The organism is Bacillus pseudomycoides DSM 12442, assembly GCF_000161455.1.
GTDB lineage: Bacteria > Bacillota > Bacilli > Bacillales > Bacillaceae_G > Bacillus_A > Bacillus_A pseudomycoides.
The window spans coordinates 2306138-2326213 of record NZ_CM000745.1 but is presented as its reverse complement, the minus strand read 5'-3'; the positions used below and the strand labels follow the sequence as shown (position 1 = coordinate 2326213).

The window sequence follows — 20076 nt, the reverse complement described above, 5'->3', positions numbered from 1 at the left end:
TTTGATTAAACCTGATGTTCAAACGCTTTGTATGGGATTCGCAGCTTCATTTGGAGCGCTATTATTACTCGCTGGAGCGAAAGGGAAAAGGTTTGCGCTTCCAAATAGTGAAATTATGATTCATCAGCCGCTTGGCGGAGTGAAAGGGCAAGCGACAGAGATCGAAATAACTGCAAAACGAATATTAAAGTTAAAACACGATATTAACAAAATCATATCAGATCGAACAGGTCAGCCAATTGAAAAGGTAGCTCTTGATACAGAAAGAGACTACTTTATGACTGCGGAAGAAGCTAAAATATATGGTATTGTCGATGCTGTTATTGAAAAAAAATAACTTAAAATAGGCCAGAGAACATTAGGCTCCCTGGCCTATTTTTGCGTAATAAATTAATCTTTTATCCACTCATTTACTAACGCCTGATTCTTTTTAATCCATTTTCGAGCCGCCTCTTCGGGATCCTTTGTTTTATTTAACATAACCATCAATGTACCAAGTTGCTCATCACTCATTTTCCATCTATCGAAATATTTCACAATCTCTGGATAATCTTTTTCAAAACCTTTTCGTACAGAGTAATAAATGTCGTCTTTTTCACCATATACTTTCTTAGGGTCTTTTAAATATTTTAAATCAAATTCTGAAAAGCTCCAGTGTGGATTCCAAAGCGTTACAGCGATGGGTTTCTTTTGTGTATATGCTTTTTTTAGCTCACTCATCATCGCAGCTTCTGAAGATTGGACAAGTTTTAGCTTTATATCATATTCTTTCATTGCTTTATCTGTTAAATTCATAAGGCTACTACCAGGCTCAATTCCGATAATCTTATTATCCAATTCATCCTTATGGGAATTTAAATCCTCGATACTGTTAATGTCTTTCATATAAGAAGGAACGACTAATCCAAGTCCAGTTCCCTCATACCATTTCGATTTTAAGACAATATCATTTTTATATCGGTCATTTAAGGGCTTATCGGTTACAGGAAGCCATACTTCTAAGTTTGCATCAACATCGCCGCGAGCGACGCCAGTCCAAATGGCTGCTTTTTCTAAATACATGAGTTCAACTTTATATCCTTTTTCTTCTAATAAAACTTTCCACATATTTGCAGCCGCAATATTTTCCTTCCAACTTGTTACACCAAGTTTAATTTTTCCTTTTGTATTTGCATTTGTGGCATTACAAGAGGTAATAATCATACTGATAAATAACAAAATGCTTATAAGCCATATTTTCTGTTTCATCGAGTCCTCCCGTTTCGTAAATAGAGATTTTTCATTCCGTTTTGTATCACGTTGTTTGTAGGAATAAATCTATAAGTGAACCTTCTTATTATGAACGGAAACAAGAATTTTAAAAAAAGCCTCTTTATGTAATATTTCTGTTTAAAATCGTTACACTATGTGAATAGATAGGCAGAAAAGGAGTCGTTGTATGGAAAATACAAAAGTACGTGTTGAAAACGTAACAAAAGTATTTGGAAAAAACCCTCAAAGAGCAGTCACCTTATTAAAGGAGGGAAAAAGTAAATCAGAAATATTAAAAGAAACGGGAATGAACGTTGGGGTGAAAAAAGCAACATTTGAAGTGTATACAGGAGAAATTTTTGTCATTATGGGGCTATCTGGGAGCGGGAAATCAACTCTTGTTCGAATGCTCAATCAGCTTATAAAGCCAACAGCAGGCCACATATACATAGATGGGGAAGATATCGCAACAATGGGGAAAGAGGCACTTAGGAAAGTACGAAGAACAAAGATGAGTATGGTCTTCCAAAAATTTGCGTTATTTCCTCATCGTACCGTGATACAAAATGTTGCCTATGGATTAGAAATACAAGGAGTACCAGTAGAAGAAAGAGAAGCGAAAGCTTTGGAGTCACTTAAATTAGTTGGATTGAATCATCATAAAGATAGCTTCCCAGGACAATTAAGCGGTGGTATGCAGCAGCGCGTTGGAATTGCAAGAGCTCTTACGAATGATCCAGATGTTTTACTTATGGATGAGTCATTTAGCGCATTAGACCCACTTATCCGTAAAGAAATGCAAGATGAACTGTTAGAGCTACAAGATAAGATGGAAAAAACGATTATTTTTATTACACATGATTTAGATGAAGCACTTCGAATTGGGGATCGTATCGCATTAATGAAAGACGGAGAAATTGTGCAAATTGGAACGCCAGAAGAAATTATGATAAGCCCAGCTAATGAATTCGTAGAGAAATTCGTTGCGGATGTGAATTTAGGAAAAGTGATTACGGCTGAATCTATTTTAAAAAGACCAGAAACATTATTGATTGACCGCGGCCCTCGAGTGGCCCTGCAAATTATGAGAAATGCAGGGGTATCTACCGTATATGTTGTAAATAAAAAACACGAGTTTTTAGGGATATTAACAGCGGATGATGCGAGTAAAGCTGTTCAAAAGCAGTGGCCAATTGCTGACTTGTTACTAAAAGATATTCCGCACGTATATTTAGATACATTATTAGAGGAAACGTATGCGAAAATGGCGGAAATGAAGCTTCCATTACCAGTCATTGATGAAAAGAAAAGGTTAAGAGGCATCATAAAACGAGAAAGTGTCATTCAAGCCCTTGCAGGAAATATTGAGGAAGAGGTGAATGACGATGAATAGTATTCCGCGTATTCCTTTAGGTGAATGGGTCGATGCATTTGTTACGAGTTTATATGCGCATTTTGAAGGATTGTTTAGAGGATTTTCATACATCATTGGTGGTTTCGTTGATTTACTTACAAATTTCTTAACATTAATTCCAGCATTTTTAATGATTATAATCGTATGTTTTCTCGTTTGGTATACAACAAGGAAAATATCTTTAGTGGTATTTGCGTTAATCGGCTTATTATTTATTCTAAACATTAACTACTGGGGACAAACGATGCAAACATTAGCGCTTGTTCTTACATCAGTCATTATTTCCATCATTGTTGGAATCCCAATCGGCATTTTAGCATCTCAAAATGAGCGATTTTCAAAAATATTGAGGCCAACATTAGATTTTATGCAAACAATGCCAGCATTTGTATACTTAATTCCAGCGATTACATTCTTTGGAGTAGGTGTTGTTCCTGGTATTATCGCATCTGTTATTTTTGCGATGCCACCAACGATTCGTTTTACTGATTTAGGGATTAGGCAAGTACCAGAAGATTTAATTGAAGCTGCAAATGCATTTGGTTCAACTACATCGCAAAAGTTATTTAAAGTTCAGTTACCTCTTGCAACGGGAACTATAATGGCTGGTGTAAACCAAAGTATCATGCTCTCTTTATCGATGGTTGTTACAGCTTCGCTTGTAGGTGCACCAGGACTTGGGGTAGATGTATATCGTTCTGTAACACAGGTTAACATTGGAATGGGGTTTGAGGCTGGACTAGCTATTGTAGTCATTGCGATTGTATTAGATCGGATTACGCAAGGATTTCATAAGAAAAGAAGAGTGTAAATAGAAATGAAACACGCATTGTAAGTGAGGCTACTTATTATGATGCGTGTTTTTTATTTGAATGAAATAAGGTTACATACGCACAATTACTGAACTTCCAGCTGGTGCACACACTTGATTTTGTTGTTGTTCCATCGCTTTTATTAATTGATTATTTTCTTCAATCAATGAGATCAATTTTGCTAATTGATGTTCCAGGTTCGCTATACGTTGCATCATGTAATGAAAATCATTAGGGATTGGTGGTGTAGTTCATACGGCGTTGTTTGAATAAGAGGTTGGTGGGTAATTCATGTGAGAATTCCAATGTGGATGCATATGATTTGTTCCTCCTTCAAGAAAAGATTTCTTTTTCTATAATAAATGCCCATCTCTGTTTAAAGGTGACTCGATGAAAAAGAATTACAAAGGTTTATACTGTTAAATTGAAATAATAGGAATATATAATAAATTTATTTCTGAATAGTCTGAACGGAAGGGTGTTTTATGGTATTATAATGGTAAATCCAAGGGATAGAGGGATGCATATGTCGACACAAAGTCACTTTGAAGCACACTGTTTTATATGTCAGAAACATAAAGGGGAGATTAAGGTGCTAGGCGGGGCAATCTATGAAGATGAACTCGTATATGTGGGGCATGTTCATTGGGAAGAAGAGGAAACGTATCTCGGATATGTAATGATTGATATAAAAAGACATGCACCAGGATTAGCTGAATTAACAGAAGAAGAAGCGAAAGCTTTTGGTTTAATTACGAGTAGAGTAAGCCGTGCATTAAAAGAATGCGAGGGTGCAGAACATATTTATGCTTTCGTTTCCGGTAATGGAGTCAATCATATGCACATGCATATAATTCCTCGTTATCCAAATACACCGAAGGAATTTTGGTCACCAACTAAGATCGCCAATTGGAAAGGTGCACCTTATGGACAAGCAGAACAAATCCAAAAACTATGCGAAAGAATACGAACGTATATGGTGAATGAGTATGCATACAACAAATAATACACAATATTCATGGGTTGGTAGTGATGAAATGTGTTTAGGCGAAATTTCAGTTAAGCAGTATGGTGATATAGTGCTTGGCAGATATGGTGGAAATACGAGTGCAGGCGCAAAGAAGAATGAAGATGGCGCTTTCGTTTGGTCAAATGGAGATTGGGAATTTGCGATGATATTAGATGGACACAATAGTGCAGAAAGTGTCGCCTTAGTAGTACATACAATCCAAAATGACTATGAAAATATAAAAGTTTTATTAGAAGAACCAATTGAAATAGCATTCCGTTCTGTTGAAAATCATATCCTTACACTTTTTCAATCTAATTCGTTTCAACAGGCGTGTCAGCAAGTAAAGGGTGAAACAGCATGCTTAATTTGTGTGCGAAAAGAAAATTATATTTGGTGGTTTTCTATAGGAGATTGCCTCGTTTATGTATTTCATGAAGAGTTACATAAGCTAGGACAGTATATGCTGAACCAACGTCATTTTTATGAATGGATTGGGAATGTGAATACATTTTCTTTACCTGTTCCATGTTATTCATCGGGTATTCGAGAGCTACGTACAGGAAGAAATAGAATCGTAATGGTAACAGATGGCTTACTAGAATACGGAGAACGTCGTTATGAAAATCCAATTCATTTATATAAAGATATATATGAAAACAAAGTGAAACTAACAGAATGTATTCAAAATGTACTAGAGCATGTTCATCACCAACTTGGTCGAGATAGTGCAACGATAATTAGTTGGGATTATGATAATCGTGTATATGCTACTTATCCAAGCGATCAGCCGGAGAAAATACGATCTTCAAATTAGTAAAATAGGGGGTAGGAAATGAAAAGACCCTTATTGCGCGCGGAAGCTATTATCATAGATGAGGAGCATTCTAAAATTCTTGTTCAATGTAATGAAGAAGAGACATTTTATCGTTTTCCAGGTGGATCGATTGAGTATGGAGAATCGGCATATGAAGCGATTATACGGGAGTTACTTGAGGAATATGATTTACAAGTTCGAGTAGTAGAATTAGCGATTGTAAAAGAACACATATTTGAAGTTGATGGAGAATCACACCATCAATGTACGTTGTTTCATTGGTGTAAACCTGTAAAGTCTATAAGTGAAGTGTTAGTTCATAAAGAACATAAGAATATTATTCTTATATGGAAAAGTATACAGGAGTTAAAAGATAAACTGACTTATCCTGAGGGGATTGTTTCTTTGATAGAACAAAAGAGCGATAATATTGCCCATTTACTTACTCAAAAAGTATATTCCTAATTAATATGTATAACATTGGATTTTTAAGGATGGGGGGATGAACAATTTTCACAATAGTGATTGTGTTGATTCTATGGATTTTCGTGCTATATCTTTTAGAAAAGCTTGTGAGAAAGAAATTAAATATACCAAAACAAAGTGGCTGGCTTTATGAGCCTGTAAATGAGCTTCATAAATGGGGAGAGCGGATTATAATCATAATCTATTTAGTGGCTGGCTTTGTTTGTATTTATACTTCAGAGTATATAAAGGGTGTATATATATTATTTGTATTTTTAGGTACGCAACAGCTTTTTCGGGCGTATATGGAATGGAAATATGATAAAAAATCAAAAAAATATGTAATTTCTCTATTGGGAGTATTTTGTTTAATCATTACATTTAATGTAATGATATATTTATTCCAACCTGTTGGTTAAAAGAGCTAGATAATAAGAGTCGTTATCCCAATTTCAATGTGTATAACGACTCTTATTTATCAGTAGTCTTTTTACATTACATCTTCTTAAAACTCCTCAAAACAAGAAACTCCCATACTCTCCACGGAAGAATTTTTTTAGCAACGATCATCAATTTTACACCTTTCCCAATTGGGTATCGTAATGTTGCGTTTTTTGCTTCAGCAATCGCTACAATCTTTCTTGCAACATCTACTGGATTGCCAAATGTATCACTGCCATTATTAATATGATTTTGTATTTTATCCATATACGCTTTATAAGGAGAGGTTGATTCTGAATAATTTTCGGCAAGTTCTTTCCCAACTTCCCATATGTTTGTGTTATAGGAACCGGGTTCGATTAATGAAACGTCTATTCCATATGGTTTTACCTCTAGGCGAAGGGATTCACTCCAACCTTCTAATGCGTATTTTGAAGAAACATAGGGGGATAAACCTGGGAATCCAACTTGGCCACTAATACTACTTACATTAATAATTTTCCCACTTTTTTGTTTTCGCATATAAGGTAATACAATTTGAGTTATGGATATTGCTCCAAATACATTCGTCTCAAATTGTCTACGATATTCTTTTACCGGAATTTCCTCTATAAATCCACCACTCGCATAGCCTGCGTTATTGACGAGAATGTTTACTTGGTTTAATTCTTTTAAAAACAATTGGAATGCATGTATAGATTTTTGATCTGTTACATCTAATTGATGAATTTTGATATTTTGTTGTAAGTGTAATGCAGCAGCTTGAGATAATAATTCCGTTTGTTTATTAAGATTACGCATTGTAGCGATGACGAAATAGTCCTTTTTCGCAAGCTCGAGGGCAGTTAAAAGTCCAAATCCACTGGATGCACCTGTAATAATCACGATTTTACTCATTTTCCGCTCACTTTCTTTTTTCTTACATCATAGCGAGTTATACTTCAAAAATCTATCATTCTGGTCAAATTGACCTCCAGACATAGAGTTTATTCTCTCGTTATATACTACACAATTCCATTAGGAAAAGCTGAAGTAAAGCGCGAAGGTTCAGATGTCACAATTGTAGCAATCGGGGAACAAGTTCATACTGCTCTAGAGGCTGCGGAGCAATTAACAAAGAAAAGATTTGAAGTAGAAGTAATTGATCCGCCCTGCATCTATATAGCACCAGAGATCGCAAGCGTTGGTTTAACAGAAAAGGCAGTGCGTGATCAATATGGAGATATTTTCGTTGGAGAACTCCCTTTTACTGCAAATTTCGAGAAGGAGAATGTGTAAAAAACTAGCCTGTATCATAGATTATGATACAGGCTTTATATTTCAGTAATTAACTCTCTTTATATATATTTAACTTATGTAGGTAACTTTTATTTAATATAAATCGATTAAAGGATTTTTAAAAGAGAAAGGTGGTTACAGATAGCTACTTATTCTTAACTAACCTATGATAAACTGAAATTATCAAGATTTACCATATAGGACAATATCTTATGGAACAAATCGTGGGAGGTTATTTGGTTAAAATTGCAGTAAATTACTAAGATCTTTACCTGTCTTATTCTTCTAAATCAACTTAATATCAAAGGAGTGTATTATGATTATTAACAAACAAGAATTTTATGTAAATGGGATTAATTATACTGTTAGATCTGCAATGGATAAAGATGCAAATGATTTGTCTAAATTAAGATTACAAATTGATGGAGAAACTGAAAATCTGGACAGAGAAGAAGGGGAGGGATTCATAGATACAACGAGATTTGAAGAAATTATCAAAACGGACACTGAAAGTCCAAGAAACTTATTTTTAGTCGCGGTAGTGAACGATCGGATTGTTGGGTTTTCAAGATGTGAGGGAGTGTATTTAAAGAGATTCTCTCATAAAGTAGAATTTGGAGTATGCGTATTAAAAGAGTTTTGGGGATATAGGATTGGGAAAAATCTTTTAAAAGAGTCCATATCTTGGGCTAATGCCAATGATATAAAAAAAATGACGTTAAATGTTTTAGAAACAAACGATAAAGCAATTAAATTGTATGAAAAACTTGGTTTTGAAATTGAAGGTATATTAAAAAATGACAAAAGACTTGCGGATGGTAAATACTATAACACTATTATTATGGGGAGATTTAATGGATAATAATTAACCTTTCGTGAAAAAATACAGCGGAATGGGATAATTGAGGCACTTCAAAAAACAAAGGGAAATGTATCACTGGCGGCAAAACTGTTAGATGTCCCGCGTAGTACTTTTTATAAACGGATGCAGCGATTTCAGATATAAAAGAAGCAGGCTTCTATCAATCTGCTTCTTTTATATGTAAGTGCACGTTCTGTCGGAATATGCGCTTACCGGGGAAATAGTAGAGTCAAATAATTTCTAAAAACTAATATGATCTTATCTCCGGCTATACAAATTAAAGATAATTTTGCTTAAGGAATTGGGAAATCATATGATATTCATTCAACACTCTTTTTTTACCAGTATCAGTTAAATGCCAAGTATCTTTCGTAAGATTTCTATTATCTTGTAATGGAAGAACATCAATAGTCATGTCATTTGTAGCAAACGCAGTTGCTATAAGCAAGAATCTTTTCATAAAAAAAGTTTTTCCCGCTAATAAAATATTTTTGTTTTCTGTTGTTTTTGATAGAAGAAGCATTGCGTTTTTTATAACATCGTTAGCTGTATTCGCTTCTCCTATTATTGGAATAACTAGTTCTTGAGGAATTCCTGATTTAACTAGGATTTCTTTATGAAAGGTAAACTCATTTGCATTTAAAAATGGATTATGTACACTGGGAATCATAATTGTTTTAAAGCCTTCCTCATGAAATAATGTGATGATTTGTTCATTTAATTCTGTGTAATGACCGGGATGATAGAGAACAACATCTGGATTTCGAAATTCATATTGTCTTTCTATAAAGGTCATTTCACTTAGGAGAGTAGTAAATTGATCGTTCATAACATATATACCTCTTTCAAAAGAATGGATTATTTTTGTGTTATTCGGTATATATGAAGCTTTTTCCTTTTTCTTTATAACAGGAATGTTGCTAGTTTCAATTAAGTAGAAATAATAGAGAATCTGTCAAAATCTGCGCTTACCAGGGAAATAGTAGAATGCTTAGAACAACATTTCCTAAGGAAGATGTAAGTATTTCATATAAGGGGAGTTGTAAGTGAAGTACATAGAAGCCGGAATCGGAAATAAATGGTTGGTTCGAACAGAAATAGAACGAGAAGATGGAACAGAGTTTGAGCAAAAAGGAGTTGTGAAACCTATTTATTTTGAATCATGCTATTTACGAGTTTGGTTTAGAAAAACTTGTTTGATTTTTGATTCAAAAGAAGGGTTTAAAAAGATGAGAAAAAATCGAAATGAGTATAAGTTTATTTTGGGGATTGTGAGTAAAGTACAATAATATAAGCATACAGAAAATCTGTAAGGAGAATGGCATATGGCGATTTCTACATACTACAAACAAATCCGTGAAAAAGTAGGGTCTGATCTTATTTTCATGCCGAGCGTAGCGGCAATTATTAAAAATGAGCAAGGGGAAATCTTATTTCAATATCCGGGTGGGGAATTTTGGAGTTTACCTGCAGGAGCAATTGAACCTGGTGAAACTCCAGAAGAAGCAGTTGTTCGTGAGGTGTGGGAAGAAACCGGTTTACGAGTACAAGTGAAAGAAATAAAAGGGATTTTTGGAGGGAAAGACTTCCGTCATACATATTCAAATGGAGATCAAGTGGAATATATCGTTGTTGTGTTTGAATGTGAGGGAGTTGGAGGAGAGTTGAGAGCGATAGATGAGGAATCGTTAAAACTTCAATACTTTTCATCACAGGAAAGACCAAAGCTAGCATTGCCATATCCAGAAGAAATATTCCTATAAACGATTAAATAGCACACTTTCTTCATAGAGACGAGAGTGTGCTATTCATTTTTATATAAGCCCGCTGTATACAGCTCTGTTAATGTACAAACAACCTCCTCTAGATTTACATCGATCTCATTTCGGACAATCTCCCACTGAAACGTTTCATTCATATAAAACCAACTGCGTGCCACAATTGCTTTATTTAATTCTTTTCTAGCTAATCTATTATTTTGAGAATAGGTAATATCTTGTATAATTCGGCTAATAAAACGTTCTCGAATGTCATTCCACTTTTGTCGAACTTCTTTTGACACACCGATAGCCTCTTCAACGACTTGTAATATATTTCTTTCTTCTTCAGCTAATTGTAAAAAAGCTCGCACTTGATTTTCAATCATACTGTGAGCTTCTTTTTTTGTTTTAGGAAAAAAGGAACGTTCAGCGATTTTGTAAAAACGATTCATAACATTTTCCATAAGGACTATGAGGAGCTCATCTTTATTTTTAAAATAAACATATGCCGTACCATAACCAGTTTCAGCATGTTTAATAATTTGAGAGATTGTTGTTTTGTGAAATCCGTTTTCTAAAAAAACATTGCGGGCAGATTTTAATAATTTATTTCTCGTTTCTATAGATCGCTGTTGTCTTGTTGAAAGAAGATCTTTTCCCAAACTGGACACTCCTTTATACTGAAATATCTGAAAATATAACTTTATTCTAGTAGAAGCGAATGCAAAAAGTCAACTGACATAATATCATTGACGTCATGTCAGTTATAGTGTTATATTTCAACTAGTTAGAATAAAAAGAAAATTAAGAGAAGGTGAAAGAATGTATCGAGAGCCATTTGAACCATCTTACGAATATGCAATGGAATGTGATAAATACGATGAACTTGCTGATTTTCAAAAAGAATTTTATAAGAAAGCAGATACAATATATTTAGATGGTAATTCATTAGGATTACTTTCAAAAAGAGCAGAAAAATCTTTACTTACTATGCTAGATTCATGGAAAGAGTATGGTATTGACGGGTGGACAGAAGGAGAATATCCTTGGTTTTTTCTCTCTGAACAATTAGGCGAATTAACTGCTCCTCTTGTTGGTGCTTTACCTGAAGAGGTAATTGTAACCGGTTCCACGACGACGAATATTCATCAAGTGATTGCGACATTTTATGAACCGAAAGGAATTCGTACAAAGATTCTTGCGGATGAATTAACGTTCCCATCAGATATTTATGCTTTGCAAAGTCAAATCCGTTTAAAAGGACTAGATCCAGATGAACATCTTGTACGAGTGAAGAGCAGGGATGGTAGAACGCTGCAAGAGGAAGATATTATTGATGCGATGACTGATGATATTGCGTTAATTTTATTGCCTGCAGTGCTATATCGAAGTGGACAAATTCTTGATATGAAGCGATTAACAGCTGAAGCGCACAAGCGTGGTATCTATATTGGTTTTGATTTATGCCATTCCATCGGTTCAATTCCGCATGACTTTAAAGGGTGGGGTGTTGATTTCGCAGTATGGTGTAATTATAAATATTTAAATGCAGGACCTGGTGGGGTTGCTGGATTATATGTAAACAAAAAACATTTCAATCGTCTTCCAGGGCTTTCTGGTTGGTTTAGTTCAAGAAAAGATAAGCAATTTGATATGGAACATACATTAACAGCAGCTGAGCATGCCGGGGCATATCAAATTGGCACACCTCATGTGTTAAGTACAGCGCCACTTATTGGTTCACTTGAGATTTTCAAAGAAGCTGGCATTGAAAGATTGCGAGGAAAATCATTACACATTACTCGTTATATGTTAAATTTAATCAACCATGAACTGAAGGGGATGGGATTTACAATTGGAAATCCATTAGAGGATGATAAACGCGGAGGGCATATATATTTAGAGCATCCAGAAGCTGCACGTATATGTAAAGCTTTAAAAGCAAATGGAGTTATTCCTGATTTTCGTGCACCAAATGGGGTTCGCCTTGCGCCAGTTGCTTTATATAACACGTACGCAGAAGTGTGGAAATCTGTGCAAATCTTGAAGAAAATCATGAAAGATGAAGAATATAAAAAGTTTGAAAATAAGCGAGAGGTTGTGGCATAAGCAATGAAGGAATCTGATTGGATTGATATTTCACAACCATTAAATAATGATATTGCGACATGGCCAGGAGATACGCCATTTTCATACGAAGTATCATGGGCAAAAGAACAAAGTGGATCTGTTAATGTTGGAAAATTAACGATGAGTATTCATACGGGTACGCATATTGATGCGCCCTTTCATTTTGATAATAACGGAAAAAGGGTACTAGATTTAGATGTTAATGTCTATGTTGGTAAAGCTCGAATTATAGATGTATCAGGTATCGAAAGTATTGGCGCAAAAGAATTAGAAAAATTCCCTTTAGATGGGGTAGAGAGGTTATTACTTCGGACTTCTTCGCATGGGAATGCACAGGAATTCCCGCAAGTAATTCCGTATTTACGTGCTGATATTGCACCATTTCTTTCGGAAAAAGGCATTCGATTAATTGGAGTGGATGTACCTTCTGTAGATCCGCTAGATGATAAAGAATTAGCGGCGCATCACCAATTATTTAAATATGGTATTCATATTTTAGAAAATGTTGTATTAGACCATGTACAAGACGGAGATTATGAACTGATTGCCCTGCCACTTGCATTGACAGATGCGGATGGGAGTCCAGTTCGAGCTGTAATAAGACCACTATAAGAGCAAGTAGATGATGCATAGAAGGGGTGTTCATTTTTATGAAAGAAAATGAAAAAGTAATTATGGAAAAGGGAATTCATACGGATTTTAAAGAAAATATGACATACGGAGAGTACTTACAATTAGATAGTTTGCTAGGAAGTCAAAAAAGGTTATCTGATCATCATGATGAAATGTTGTTTATTGTCATTCATCAAGCGAGTGAACTTTGGATGAAGTTGATTTTACATGAGCTTAGTGCAGCGATTGAATCTATTCAAAATGATAGGCTGGCTCCAGCTTTTAAAATGCTTGCGCGCGTTTCAAAAATTCAATCGCAAATTATTCAATCTTGGGATATTCTTGCAACGCTCACACCATCTGAATATATTGAATTTCGTGATTCACTCGGCCAAGCATCAGGATTCCAGTCTTATCAATACCGTATGATTGAGTATGCGCTTGGTTATAAAACACCTCATGCATTAAAAATTTATGAAAAAGATCCAGAGTTACATGCTCGTTTGCATAAAGCGCTTCATTCACCAAGTCTTTACGATGTTGCAATTCAGGCACTTGTAAAAGAAGGGTTCCAAATCAATCCAAATGTTTTAAATCGTGATATTACACAGCCTTATGAAGAAGATGCGACAGTTGAAGCTGCATGGTTAGAGGTGTATGCTGATGTGAAGAAATATTGGGATTTATATCAACTGGCAGAAAAGTTAATCGATATTGAAGATTGGCTCCAGCAGTGGCGCTTCCGTCATATGAAAACAGTAGAGCGAATTATTGGACATAAAATGGGAACAGGTGGATCATCTGGTGTTTCTTATTTAAAACGTGTTCTTGATCAACGCTTTTTCCCAGAACTTTGGAATGTGCGGACGAAGTTATAAAGTAAAGATTATATAATTGTTAGTACATCACTTATTGAAGCGTGGTGTACTTTTTTCTTTGTAATTATGTGTAAAAAAGATATCTAATAACACGGTAATTCACATTATAAATCGCATACCTAATAACAAACAAAAACGCCCAGACATATATCATTCTGAGCGTTGATTTATTATTTCGCTTATTCAGTTAAAGCACCCGTTGGTTTAGTAAACTATTTTCATTTCAGGCAATATCGTTTTTAACTCCATTAAGTCATTTATGACCAAATCAGCCTGAGCAAGTTCATCTTCTTGTGCAAAATCAAAATTACATCCAATTGCAATTAAACCATTATCCTTAGCTGCATTTATATCAGATAGACGGTCTCCAACTACCGCTGCCTTTTTTATGTCATATTTTTTTATAATTGTTTTAACTAAATCTCCTTTGTCGAGTGTTCGTATTTGTTGAATACTAAATGTTTCAGTAACCCAATTATCCAAATTATAATAACTCACAATTGCTTGTAAATATTCCGTTAAACCATTACTCGCTATGTAAATTGAACAATTATTTTCTTTTAAATAACGGAAAACTTCCTTTACATTAGGATATAAAGCACCTTTCCCACTTCTTATGTTTTCAACTAATCTTTCCAGAAAATAAGCATCCGTTTGTTCTCTTACTTCATTGGAATGATTAGGTAACAAAGCTTCCCAAACTTTTGGTAAAGGTACACCCATAATTTCACGGTATTTATTAATGGGGGTTACTGTATCCCATAAATTTAGTGACCGTAAATGGTTAAAAGTATCATTAAGTGATAATTCTAGAATTTTTTCTGTTTGAAATAGAGTTCCATCCATATCAAAAATCAGTGATTGTAACATTACTTTCTCTCCCTTTTTACCATTGCTGAATAACTTCTAAAGTTTAACATAAAGACAGAATAACTTAACCAATCCCTATTCAGCTAATCTGACTCATCAGTTTAAGTACAAATTCTCACAATCTTTATATACATTTTAACATAAATTTACAATGACCTTTCTCTTTTTTTCAAAAGAGTTTAGAAATAACATAGCATTTAACAATAAAATTAACACCATAATTCAAACAATGACTATTGCCACGCTGTTATTTGGTATGCTATTTTGTACTTATTTTCCTTGGAAATATTGTTACATCAATGAAAAAAGCATACCAATTCGTATGTTAATTGATATGCTAATTCGTATGTTATTAAGTGTTTTTCCACGAAAACGAAACTACTTAGTATGAGTGACCATGTCTTATATCTATAGTATATGTTTGCCACACGTGAAATTGGATATTTTTTTAGAAAGTACATAGAAATAGAAATATTTATTTGATTTGAGTAGAATAGTAAAAACAGACAAGAACAGTATACATTTGGAGGAATACATATTGGATTTTTACAAGTTGGAAAATCAATTTATGAAAAAGAAAGTGAATGCATTTCTCGTATATCAACAAGGTGAGTTAACAACAAAATATTATAAAACAAAAGAATGCGCACACAATTTATATAAAATTAATTCTATCACGAAAAGTATCGTATCAATTTTAATCGGTATAGCAATAGATAAAGGCTACATAAATGATATACATACGCCTATAGCAAAATGGTTTCCCAATGTACCGAAAGAAAAGAAGGAATTAACCATTTATCACTTGTTAACAATGACAACTGGTGAAGAGTGGAAGGAGTTTGGAAATGGAGTTGTATTTCCAAATGATTTCGTGGAATCAGATAATTGGATAAATTATATTTTGCAGAAGCCGTTAATGGAAGAGATAGGGGCAAAAATGAATTATAATTCAGGCTCTTCACATCTGTTAAGTTATATACTACAAGTTGCTACTGGAAAAACAACGGAGCAGTTTGCAAAGAAATATTTATTTAATCCTTTACAAATTACCGAATATGAGTGGCAACAAGATCCTCAAGGTATTTATGTTGGTGGATTTGGTATGAAAATGAAAGCAGATGATTTGTTAAAAATAGGATTATTATGTCTGCAAAATGGTTTCTGGAATGGAGAAAGGATTGTATCCTCAAGTTGGATTGAACAATCAAGTAAGGTTCGTTTTATGACATATGAACATGTTGGAGCATACGGTTATCACTGGTGGGTATTAGACAATGAAAGATTTCACATACCGTATTGTATGTATTTTGCTATGGGATATGGAGGGCAATACATTATCATCATTCCGAGATTAGAACTTGTAGCCATTATAAGTAGTCAAATGCCTAAGCGTGGGTTAGTACCATTAAAATTATTTATAAATCATTTACAAGAGAACGTTAATCATACATAAATAGAAGGAGAGTATAGTTAAGCAAGAAGTGAAAGTTAAATAGTAATAAAAAAGAGGGAATCGAGATGATTTCCTCTTTTTTAATCCCGCTATTCGCTGACAATAAGATTCTAATGTCAAGAATCAAAGAAACAACAGAAGATAAGTGGGGAAATAAAAGCCTGTAAAAGCTTGGTTAGTTGAACATTATCTACTGCTCTTTTGAAATGTAATCTTCAAAAACTTCTCCGTTCTTGTATCAAACTCTACATCAACAAAAACACCATATTCCTTTCCATCTTCACGCAGCCATAATTTGAATTTTTCTGTTGTTATATTCACTGTCTTCGGTTTTCTTCCAATATGAAGGTAATCAATAATTTGCGCTTTTGGATAGTTTTCTTTCGTTTTTTCTACCGCAAGTTTACCCCATTTTGCATATGGTGGTTGTGCGTGAACAACTGATGAATGAGTATATGTATTGCAATATGCTGTAACAAATACAATTCCTAATACAAAACATGCAAAAATACGCTTCATAATAAACTCCTTTTAGCCGTTTTTCTTATTGTGTACATGCAGTCTAAATCATATAAGTTTGGATTTTTTTGTCTTCTTTACATAAAAGCGTTTTATTTACAAAACATAACCATGAAATCATCACTGCAAATAAGGAGGGAAATATGTGCGTCATACAGTTATTTTTAAAATACTGATTTTGTTTGTATTAATCGGTATATCTGTAATTGTAAGTAGCGGGCAGACAAGAAATGCCCAAGCCTTTTCTAATCAGGTGATTCAAAGAGGTGCCTCTGGAGAAGATGTCATTGAACTACAGTCTCGATTGAAATATAACGGATTTTATACGGGAAAAGTAGATGGTGTATTTGGTTGGGGTACATATTGGGCACTAAGGAATTTTCAACAAAAGTTCGGTTTACCTGTAGATGGCTTAGCGGGGGCTAAGACGAAGCAGATGCTTGTAAAAGCGACAAAGTATGAGAAATCAACTGCTAATAAAGGGAACACGGGTGGACAAAGTAATAAGCCAGCCCAAAATAAAGGTACAAATGTGCCAAATGGTTATTCACAAAATGATATTCAATTAATGGCGAACGCAGTTTATGGTGAATCCCGTGGTGAACCATATTTAGGGCAAGTTGCAGTTGCGGCAGTTATTTTGAATCGTGTGACAAGTGCATCATTCCCGAATACAGTATCTGGAGTGATTTTTGAACCACGTGCATTTACAGCAGTTGCTGATGGACAAATTTATTTAACGCCAAATGAAACGGCGAAAAAAGCTGTATTAGATGCTATTAATGGTTGGGATCCTACTGGAAATGCACTGTATTATTTCAATCCAGATACTGCAACGAGTAAATGGATTTGGAGTCGACCACAAATTAAAAAAATCGGCAAACATATTTTCTGTAAATAGAGCGGAGGTGAAGAAATGTTAAGAGGTATCGTAATTGTATTGTTAACAATCGGCGTAGTTGGAACAGGGTATTGGGGTTATAAAGAACACCAAGAAAAAAATGCGGTGTTAATTCGAGCAGAAAACAGCTATCAGCGTGCGTTTCATGATTTAGCGTATGAGGTTGATTTATTACACGATAAAATCGGAACAACACTGGCAATGAATTCACGTACATCTTTATCACCGGCATTAGCGGATGTGTGGCGTTTAACATCGGAAGCTCGTTCTGATGTAGGACAACTACCTTTAACATTAATGCCGTTTAATAAAACCGAGGAATTTTTAGCGAATATTGGTGATTTTAGTTATCGCACTGCCATTCGTGATTTAGAGAAAGAACCTTTAAACGATCAAGAATATAAAGCGCTTCAAACTCTATATTCAAATGCTGGCAACATTCAAGATGAGCTTCGAAAAGTACAGCATCTCGTTTTGAAAAATAATTTACGTTGGATGGATGTAGAACTTGCGCTTGCGTCAAATAAAGATCCAGCGGATAACACGATTATTGACGGGCTTAAGACGGTTGAGAAAAATGTAACATCTTATTCTTCAAATAATTTCGGTCCAACTTTCACAAGCATGCAAAAGGCGAAAAAAGGCGGCTTTGAAGCAAAAGGTAAAGCGATTTCAAAAGAGGAAGCGGCAAAAATAGCAAAATCATTTTTAAATTTAAAAGGCAATGAAAAAGTAGAAGTTGAGAAAAGCGGAAAAGGTGCTAAAGAATCATTTTATAGTGTGAAAATTCAAGATCCTGAAACAAAGAATGAATTTTATATGGATATTACCGAAAAAGGTGGATATCCAATATGGGTAATGAATAACCGTGAAATTAAGGAACAAAAAATTAGCTTAAATGACGCAGGAAGTAAAGGATTAACTTTCTTAAAGGACCATAAGTTTACCAATATGGAGCTCTTTGATAGTTCACAGTACGATAATATTGGTGTGTTTACGTACGTTGTGAATGAGAATAATGTGCGTATTTATCCAGAAGCAATTCAAATAAAAATTGCTTTAGATGATGGATCAATTGTTGGTTTTTCAGCAAAAGAATATTTAGCATCACATCAAAAACGCACCATTCCAACTGCAAAATTAACGGCTGCTGATGCAAGAAAGAAAATCAATCCAGATGTAAAAGTAATGGAAGAACGCAAGGCGGTTGTTGTAAATGATGTGCATAAAGAAGTATTGTGCTATGAATTTGTCGGGACATTAGGAAAAGATACGTACCAAATTTTTATTAATGCAAATGACGGAACTGAAGAAAAAGTGAAAAAGATGCAGGCTGTCGAAAAGATTTATGATTAAACATCAATGATAAAGTGGTGAAAATGATGAAAATCCTTATATATATGCTTATGATTTGTTTTGCTATCACAGGGTGTAGTGTAGGAAAAAAAGAGAATGCTCATGAAAAACCAGAACAAAAAAATGTATCTATGCGAAATGTTAGCTATACAAAAGATAAAACAAAACCGAATGAACAAGTGGCAGATCATTTAGCTTCTTTAGCTTCTAGTATACCAGGTGTAAAAGATGCGACCGCAGTCGTTATTGGAAAATATGCTGTTGTTGGCATTGATGTAAAGGCAAAACTGGATCGAACTCGTGTAGAATCAATCAAGTATTCTGTCGCTGAAAGCTTAAAACATGATCCAAATGGTGCAAATGCAGTTGTTGTAGCGGATGTTGATACGTATGAACGATTAAAGCGAATGGGGAATCAAATTAAGCACGGAAAAGCTGGCGAAGGAATTCTTGATGAACTTGCTGCAATTGTTGGACGTGTTATGCCACAAGTACCAAATGATATGATTGAAAATAAAGAAACGAATCCGATTAAAGAAAACGACAAACAGTTACCAAAAGATGAAGAGAATGAATTAAGAAAAGAACAAGAAGATCAATCAAATAATCATCTTAAAAGATAACAAAAACATCTCGTGCTATATGGCGCGAGATGTTTTTGTTAATTATTAATATTCAGTTTATCAAAAAGGGAATATATGGTTTAATAATAATTAGGAAGTTACGACAGATCCACCGTGTATAAAACTATATAAAACTATCTGAAAATGATGAATAAAAAACATAACAAAGAAGGAGGTTTATCCTGGTTTCTCTGCGATATATTACATTTAGATATGCTTGGGTATCGTTTTTAAACCAGAGATAGTTGTAATGATGAAAAATAAATGCGCACTCATAGTTTGTGGTCTTAGTCTGTGTGTGATTTTTGGTATGACAGCGTGTGATAAAAAGAAAGAAATAAAGAAACAAACAACAACTTCTTCAACTGTCACAGAAAAAAAGAAGAGAGAAACAATTGATATGAATATTTTCTCACAAATAAATGAAGGAATGACATATAACGAAGTAAAAGAATTAATAGGATTTGAAGGGGATTTACTTATAAATCAAGGTAATGAAAATTCATCAAACTATAAACAAACTTTTGCCTGGAAAGGAAATCCACCACAATCCTTTGCTGAGATTACCTTTTTAGATGGAAAAGTACGTTCTAAGTCACAGCAAGGTTTAAGTTAGTAATTA

The 20076-nt window shown here is 34.3% G+C and carries 25 protein-coding genes and 2 pseudogenes; 20 read left to right on the top strand and 7 right to left on the bottom strand.

What is annotated here, in order from left to right:
- Positions 1 to 337 (top strand): ATP-dependent Clp protease proteolytic subunit (locus BPMYX0001_RS11565; protein ID WP_033798913.1); only part of this gene is annotated, 337 nt, incomplete at its 5' end.
- 53 nt (positions 338 to 390) lie between these two features.
- Here the strand turns inward: BPMYX0001_RS11565 and BPMYX0001_RS11560 are convergent.
- Positions 391 to 1248 (bottom strand): glycine betaine ABC transporter substrate-binding protein, encoded by an 858-nt coding sequence (locus tag BPMYX0001_RS11560; protein WP_018780602.1) that lies wholly within the window; start codon positions 1246 to 1248, stop codon positions 391 to 393.
- A 190-nt stretch (positions 1249 to 1438) separates the two neighbouring features.
- Here BPMYX0001_RS11560 and BPMYX0001_RS11555 point away from each other — a divergent pair, with 190 nt between their 5' ends.
- Complete coding sequence (locus BPMYX0001_RS11555) at positions 1439 to 2644, top strand: quaternary amine ABC transporter ATP-binding protein (protein ID WP_003204603.1); 1206 nt, start codon at positions 1439 to 1441, stop codon at positions 2642 to 2644.
- Positions 2637 to 3476, top strand: coding sequence for an ABC transporter permease (locus BPMYX0001_RS11550; protein ID WP_018766032.1), 840 nt, complete (start codon positions 2637 to 2639; stop codon positions 3474 to 3476). Before BPMYX0001_RS11555 ends, BPMYX0001_RS11550 begins: the two co-directional genes overlap by 8 nt.
- A 72-nt stretch (positions 3477 to 3548) precedes the next feature.
- Here BPMYX0001_RS11550 and BPMYX0001_RS34915 read toward each other — a convergent pair whose 3' ends face one another.
- Positions 3549 to 3695 (bottom strand): hypothetical protein, encoded by a 147-nt coding sequence (locus BPMYX0001_RS34915; RefSeq protein WP_003204599.1) that lies wholly within the window; start codon positions 3693 to 3695, stop codon positions 3549 to 3551.
- Positions 3696 to 4003: 308 nt separating this feature from the next.
- On the opposite strand from BPMYX0001_RS34915, the gene BPMYX0001_RS11545 reads away from it, so the two are divergent.
- Genes BPMYX0001_RS11545 through BPMYX0001_RS11530 form a run of 4 tightly spaced genes read left to right on the top strand, consistent with a single transcriptional unit; the run spans position 4004 to position 6187 of the window.
- A complete protein-coding gene (locus BPMYX0001_RS11545; protein WP_018780599.1) occupies positions 4004 to 4483 on the top strand; it encodes an HIT family protein in 480 nt (159 codons plus the stop codon).
- On the top strand, positions 4461 to 5303 hold the full coding sequence (locus tag BPMYX0001_RS11540; RefSeq protein WP_033798912.1) for a PP2C family serine/threonine-protein phosphatase: 843 nt from the start codon (positions 4461 to 4463) through the stop codon (positions 5301 to 5303). Before BPMYX0001_RS11545 ends, BPMYX0001_RS11540 begins: the two co-directional genes overlap by 23 nt.
- An 18-nt stretch (positions 5304 to 5321) precedes the next feature.
- Positions 5322 to 5768, top strand: a complete 447-nt coding sequence (locus BPMYX0001_RS11535) for an NUDIX domain-containing protein (protein ID WP_033798911.1) — start codon at positions 5322 to 5324, stop codon at positions 5766 to 5768.
- A gap of 56 nt (positions 5769 to 5824) precedes the next feature.
- Positions 5825 to 6187, top strand: a complete 363-nt coding sequence (locus BPMYX0001_RS11530) for a DUF4181 domain-containing protein (RefSeq protein ID WP_006095022.1) — start codon at positions 5825 to 5827, stop codon at positions 6185 to 6187.
- Positions 6188 to 6263: 76 nt separating this feature from the next.
- Here BPMYX0001_RS11530 and BPMYX0001_RS11525 read toward each other — a convergent pair whose 3' ends face one another.
- On the bottom strand, positions 6264 to 7106 hold the full coding sequence (locus tag BPMYX0001_RS11525) for an oxidoreductase (protein ID WP_033798910.1): 843 nt from the start codon (positions 7104 to 7106) through the stop codon (positions 6264 to 6266).
- 105 nt (positions 7107 to 7211) lie between these two features.
- On the opposite strand from BPMYX0001_RS11525, the pseudogene BPMYX0001_RS34910 reads away from it, so the two are divergent.
- From BPMYX0001_RS34910 to BPMYX0001_RS34520, 3 genes and pseudogenes are all read left to right on the top strand, one after another.
- Positions 7212 to 7487, top strand: a pseudogene (locus tag BPMYX0001_RS34910) (transketolase C-terminal domain-containing protein); the annotation flags it as partial.
- 316 nt (positions 7488 to 7803) lie between these two features.
- Entirely contained in the window at positions 7804 to 8349 is a 546-nt protein-coding gene (locus tag BPMYX0001_RS11515) for a GNAT family N-acetyltransferase (RefSeq protein ID WP_006095019.1), read from the top strand.
- Positions 8350 to 8352: 3 nt separating this feature from the next.
- Positions 8353 to 8493: pseudogene (locus BPMYX0001_RS34520) on the top strand (helix-turn-helix domain-containing protein); the annotation flags it as partial.
- Between the two features lie 133 nt (positions 8494 to 8626).
- On the opposite strand, the gene BPMYX0001_RS11510 reads toward BPMYX0001_RS34520, so the two are convergent.
- Positions 8627 to 9178 (bottom strand): hypothetical protein, encoded by a 552-nt coding sequence (locus BPMYX0001_RS11510; RefSeq protein WP_033798909.1) that lies wholly within the window; start codon positions 9176 to 9178, stop codon positions 8627 to 8629.
- A gap of 217 nt (positions 9179 to 9395) precedes the next feature.
- Between BPMYX0001_RS11510 and BPMYX0001_RS11505 the strand changes: the two genes are divergently transcribed.
- Both BPMYX0001_RS11505 and BPMYX0001_RS11500 read left to right on the top strand, forming a co-directional pair.
- Positions 9396 to 9638: a DUF3977 family protein gene (locus BPMYX0001_RS11505; protein WP_003207301.1), complete on the top strand. Its 243-nt coding sequence runs from the start codon at positions 9396 to 9398 to the stop codon at positions 9636 to 9638.
- Positions 9639 to 9674: 36 nt separating this feature from the next.
- On the top strand, positions 9675 to 10112 hold the full coding sequence (locus BPMYX0001_RS11500) for an NUDIX domain-containing protein (RefSeq protein ID WP_006095017.1): 438 nt from the start codon (positions 9675 to 9677) through the stop codon (positions 10110 to 10112).
- Between the two features lie 41 nt (positions 10113 to 10153).
- On the opposite strand, the gene BPMYX0001_RS11495 is transcribed toward BPMYX0001_RS11500, so the two are convergent.
- Complete coding sequence (locus BPMYX0001_RS11495; RefSeq protein WP_006095016.1) at positions 10154 to 10771, bottom strand: TetR/AcrR family transcriptional regulator; 618 nt, start codon at positions 10769 to 10771, stop codon at positions 10154 to 10156.
- A 160-nt stretch (positions 10772 to 10931) separates the two neighbouring features.
- Here BPMYX0001_RS11495 and kynU point away from each other — a divergent pair, with 160 nt between their 5' ends.
- Genes kynU through kynA form a run of 3 tightly spaced genes read left to right on the top strand, consistent with a single transcriptional unit; the run spans position 10932 to position 13729 of the window.
- Positions 10932 to 12218 (top strand): kynureninase, encoded by a 1287-nt coding sequence (kynU, locus tag BPMYX0001_RS11490; RefSeq protein ID WP_006095015.1) that lies wholly within the window; start codon positions 10932 to 10934, stop codon positions 12216 to 12218.
- A 3-nt stretch (positions 12219 to 12221) separates the two neighbouring features.
- Positions 12222 to 12851, top strand: coding sequence for an arylformamidase (gene kynB, locus BPMYX0001_RS11485; RefSeq protein WP_006095014.1), 630 nt, complete (start codon positions 12222 to 12224; stop codon positions 12849 to 12851).
- Between the two features lie 38 nt (positions 12852 to 12889).
- On the top strand, positions 12890 to 13729 hold the full coding sequence (kynA, locus tag BPMYX0001_RS11480) for a tryptophan 2,3-dioxygenase (protein ID WP_006095013.1): 840 nt from the start codon (positions 12890 to 12892) through the stop codon (positions 13727 to 13729).
- A gap of 204 nt (positions 13730 to 13933) precedes the next feature.
- Here the strand turns inward: kynA and BPMYX0001_RS11475 are convergent, their stop codons facing one another.
- Positions 13934 to 14599, bottom strand: coding sequence for an HAD family hydrolase (locus BPMYX0001_RS11475; protein WP_006095012.1), 666 nt, complete (start codon positions 14597 to 14599; stop codon positions 13934 to 13936).
- Positions 14600 to 15137: 538 nt separating this feature from the next.
- On the opposite strand from BPMYX0001_RS11475, the gene BPMYX0001_RS11470 reads away from it, so the two are divergent.
- On the top strand, positions 15138 to 16055 hold the full coding sequence (locus BPMYX0001_RS11470; RefSeq protein ID WP_033798908.1) for a serine hydrolase domain-containing protein: 918 nt from the start codon (positions 15138 to 15140) through the stop codon (positions 16053 to 16055).
- 186 nt (positions 16056 to 16241) lie between these two features.
- Here BPMYX0001_RS11470 and BPMYX0001_RS11465 read toward each other — a convergent pair whose 3' ends face one another.
- Positions 16242 to 16574, bottom strand: a complete 333-nt coding sequence (locus BPMYX0001_RS11465) for a DUF3889 domain-containing protein (protein WP_003204562.1) — start codon at positions 16572 to 16574, stop codon at positions 16242 to 16244.
- A gap of 145 nt (positions 16575 to 16719) precedes the next feature.
- Here BPMYX0001_RS11465 and sleB point away from each other — a divergent pair, with 145 nt between their 5' ends.
- The 4 genes from sleB (at position 16720) to BPMYX0001_RS11445 (ending at position 20070) form a co-directional block, all read left to right on the top strand.
- Positions 16720 to 17475: a spore cortex-lytic enzyme gene (sleB, locus tag BPMYX0001_RS11460; RefSeq protein ID WP_006095010.1), complete on the top strand. Its 756-nt coding sequence runs from the start codon at positions 16720 to 16722 to the stop codon at positions 17473 to 17475.
- Positions 17476 to 17490: 15 nt separating this feature from the next.
- The gene (gene ypeB / locus BPMYX0001_RS11455) at positions 17491 to 18831 is read left to right on the top strand and encodes a germination protein YpeB (protein WP_006095009.1); all 1341 of its coding nucleotides are present in this window, start codon (positions 17491 to 17493) and stop codon (positions 18829 to 18831) included.
- A 26-nt stretch (positions 18832 to 18857) separates the two neighbouring features.
- Complete coding sequence (locus BPMYX0001_RS11450; RefSeq protein ID WP_033798907.1) at positions 18858 to 19454, top strand: YhcN/YlaJ family sporulation lipoprotein; 597 nt, start codon at positions 18858 to 18860, stop codon at positions 19452 to 19454.
- A 253-nt stretch (positions 19455 to 19707) separates the two neighbouring features.
- Entirely contained in the window at positions 19708 to 20070 is a 363-nt protein-coding gene (locus tag BPMYX0001_RS11445; RefSeq protein WP_033799655.1) for a hypothetical protein, read from the top strand.
- Positions 20071 to 20076: the final 6 nt, after the last annotated feature.

What these genes read in the sequence shown, in the direction of transcription:
- BPMYX0001_RS11560 (WP_018780602.1), bottom strand. Translation starts at nt 1,248, where the DNA reads ATGAAACAGAAAATATGGCTTATAAGCATTTTGTTATTTATCAGTATG.
- BPMYX0001_RS11555 (WP_003204603.1), top strand. Translation starts at nt 1,439, where the DNA reads ATGGAAAATACAAAAGTACGTGTTGAAAACGTAACAAAAGTATTTGGA.
- BPMYX0001_RS11550 (WP_018766032.1), top strand. Translation starts at nt 2,637, where the DNA reads ATGAATAGTATTCCGCGTATTCCTTTAGGTGAATGGGTCGATGCATTT.
- BPMYX0001_RS34915 (WP_003204599.1), bottom strand. Translation starts at nt 3,695, where the DNA reads ATGATGCAACGTATAGCGAACCTGGAACATCAATTAGCAAAATTGATC.
- BPMYX0001_RS11545 (WP_018780599.1), top strand. Translation starts at nt 4,004, where the DNA reads ATGTCGACACAAAGTCACTTTGAAGCACACTGTTTTATATGTCAGAAA.
- BPMYX0001_RS11540 (WP_033798912.1), top strand. Translation starts at nt 4,461, where the DNA reads ATGAGTATGCATACAACAAATAATACACAATATTCATGGGTTGGTAGT.
- BPMYX0001_RS11535 (WP_033798911.1), top strand. Translation starts at nt 5,322, where the DNA reads ATGAAAAGACCCTTATTGCGCGCGGAAGCTATTATCATAGATGAGGAG.
- BPMYX0001_RS11525 (WP_033798910.1), bottom strand. Translation starts at nt 7,106, where the DNA reads ATGAGTAAAATCGTGATTATTACAGGTGCATCCAGTGGATTTGGACTT.
- BPMYX0001_RS11515 (WP_006095019.1), top strand. Translation starts at nt 7,804, where the DNA reads ATGATTATTAACAAACAAGAATTTTATGTAAATGGGATTAATTATACT.
- BPMYX0001_RS11510 (WP_033798909.1), bottom strand. Translation starts at nt 9,178, where the DNA reads ATGAACGATCAATTTACTACTCTCCTAAGTGAAATGACCTTTATAGAA.
- BPMYX0001_RS11500 (WP_006095017.1), top strand. Translation starts at nt 9,675, where the DNA reads ATGGCGATTTCTACATACTACAAACAAATCCGTGAAAAAGTAGGGTCT.
- kynU (WP_006095015.1), top strand. Translation starts at nt 10,932, where the DNA reads ATGTATCGAGAGCCATTTGAACCATCTTACGAATATGCAATGGAATGT.
- kynB (WP_006095014.1), top strand. Translation starts at nt 12,222, where the DNA reads ATGAAGGAATCTGATTGGATTGATATTTCACAACCATTAAATAATGAT.
- kynA (WP_006095013.1), top strand. Translation starts at nt 12,890, where the DNA reads ATGAAAGAAAATGAAAAAGTAATTATGGAAAAGGGAATTCATACGGAT.
- BPMYX0001_RS11475 (WP_006095012.1), bottom strand. Translation starts at nt 14,599, where the DNA reads ATGTTACAATCACTGATTTTTGATATGGATGGAACTCTATTTCAAACA.
- BPMYX0001_RS11465 (WP_003204562.1), bottom strand. Translation starts at nt 16,574, where the DNA reads ATGAAGCGTATTTTTGCATGTTTTGTATTAGGAATTGTATTTGTTACA.
- ypeB (WP_006095009.1), top strand. Translation starts at nt 17,491, where the DNA reads ATGTTAAGAGGTATCGTAATTGTATTGTTAACAATCGGCGTAGTTGGA.
- BPMYX0001_RS11450 (WP_033798907.1), top strand. Translation starts at nt 18,858, where the DNA reads ATGAAAATCCTTATATATATGCTTATGATTTGTTTTGCTATCACAGGG.
- BPMYX0001_RS11445 (WP_033799655.1), top strand. Translation starts at nt 19,708, where the DNA reads ATGAAAAATAAATGCGCACTCATAGTTTGTGGTCTTAGTCTGTGTGTG.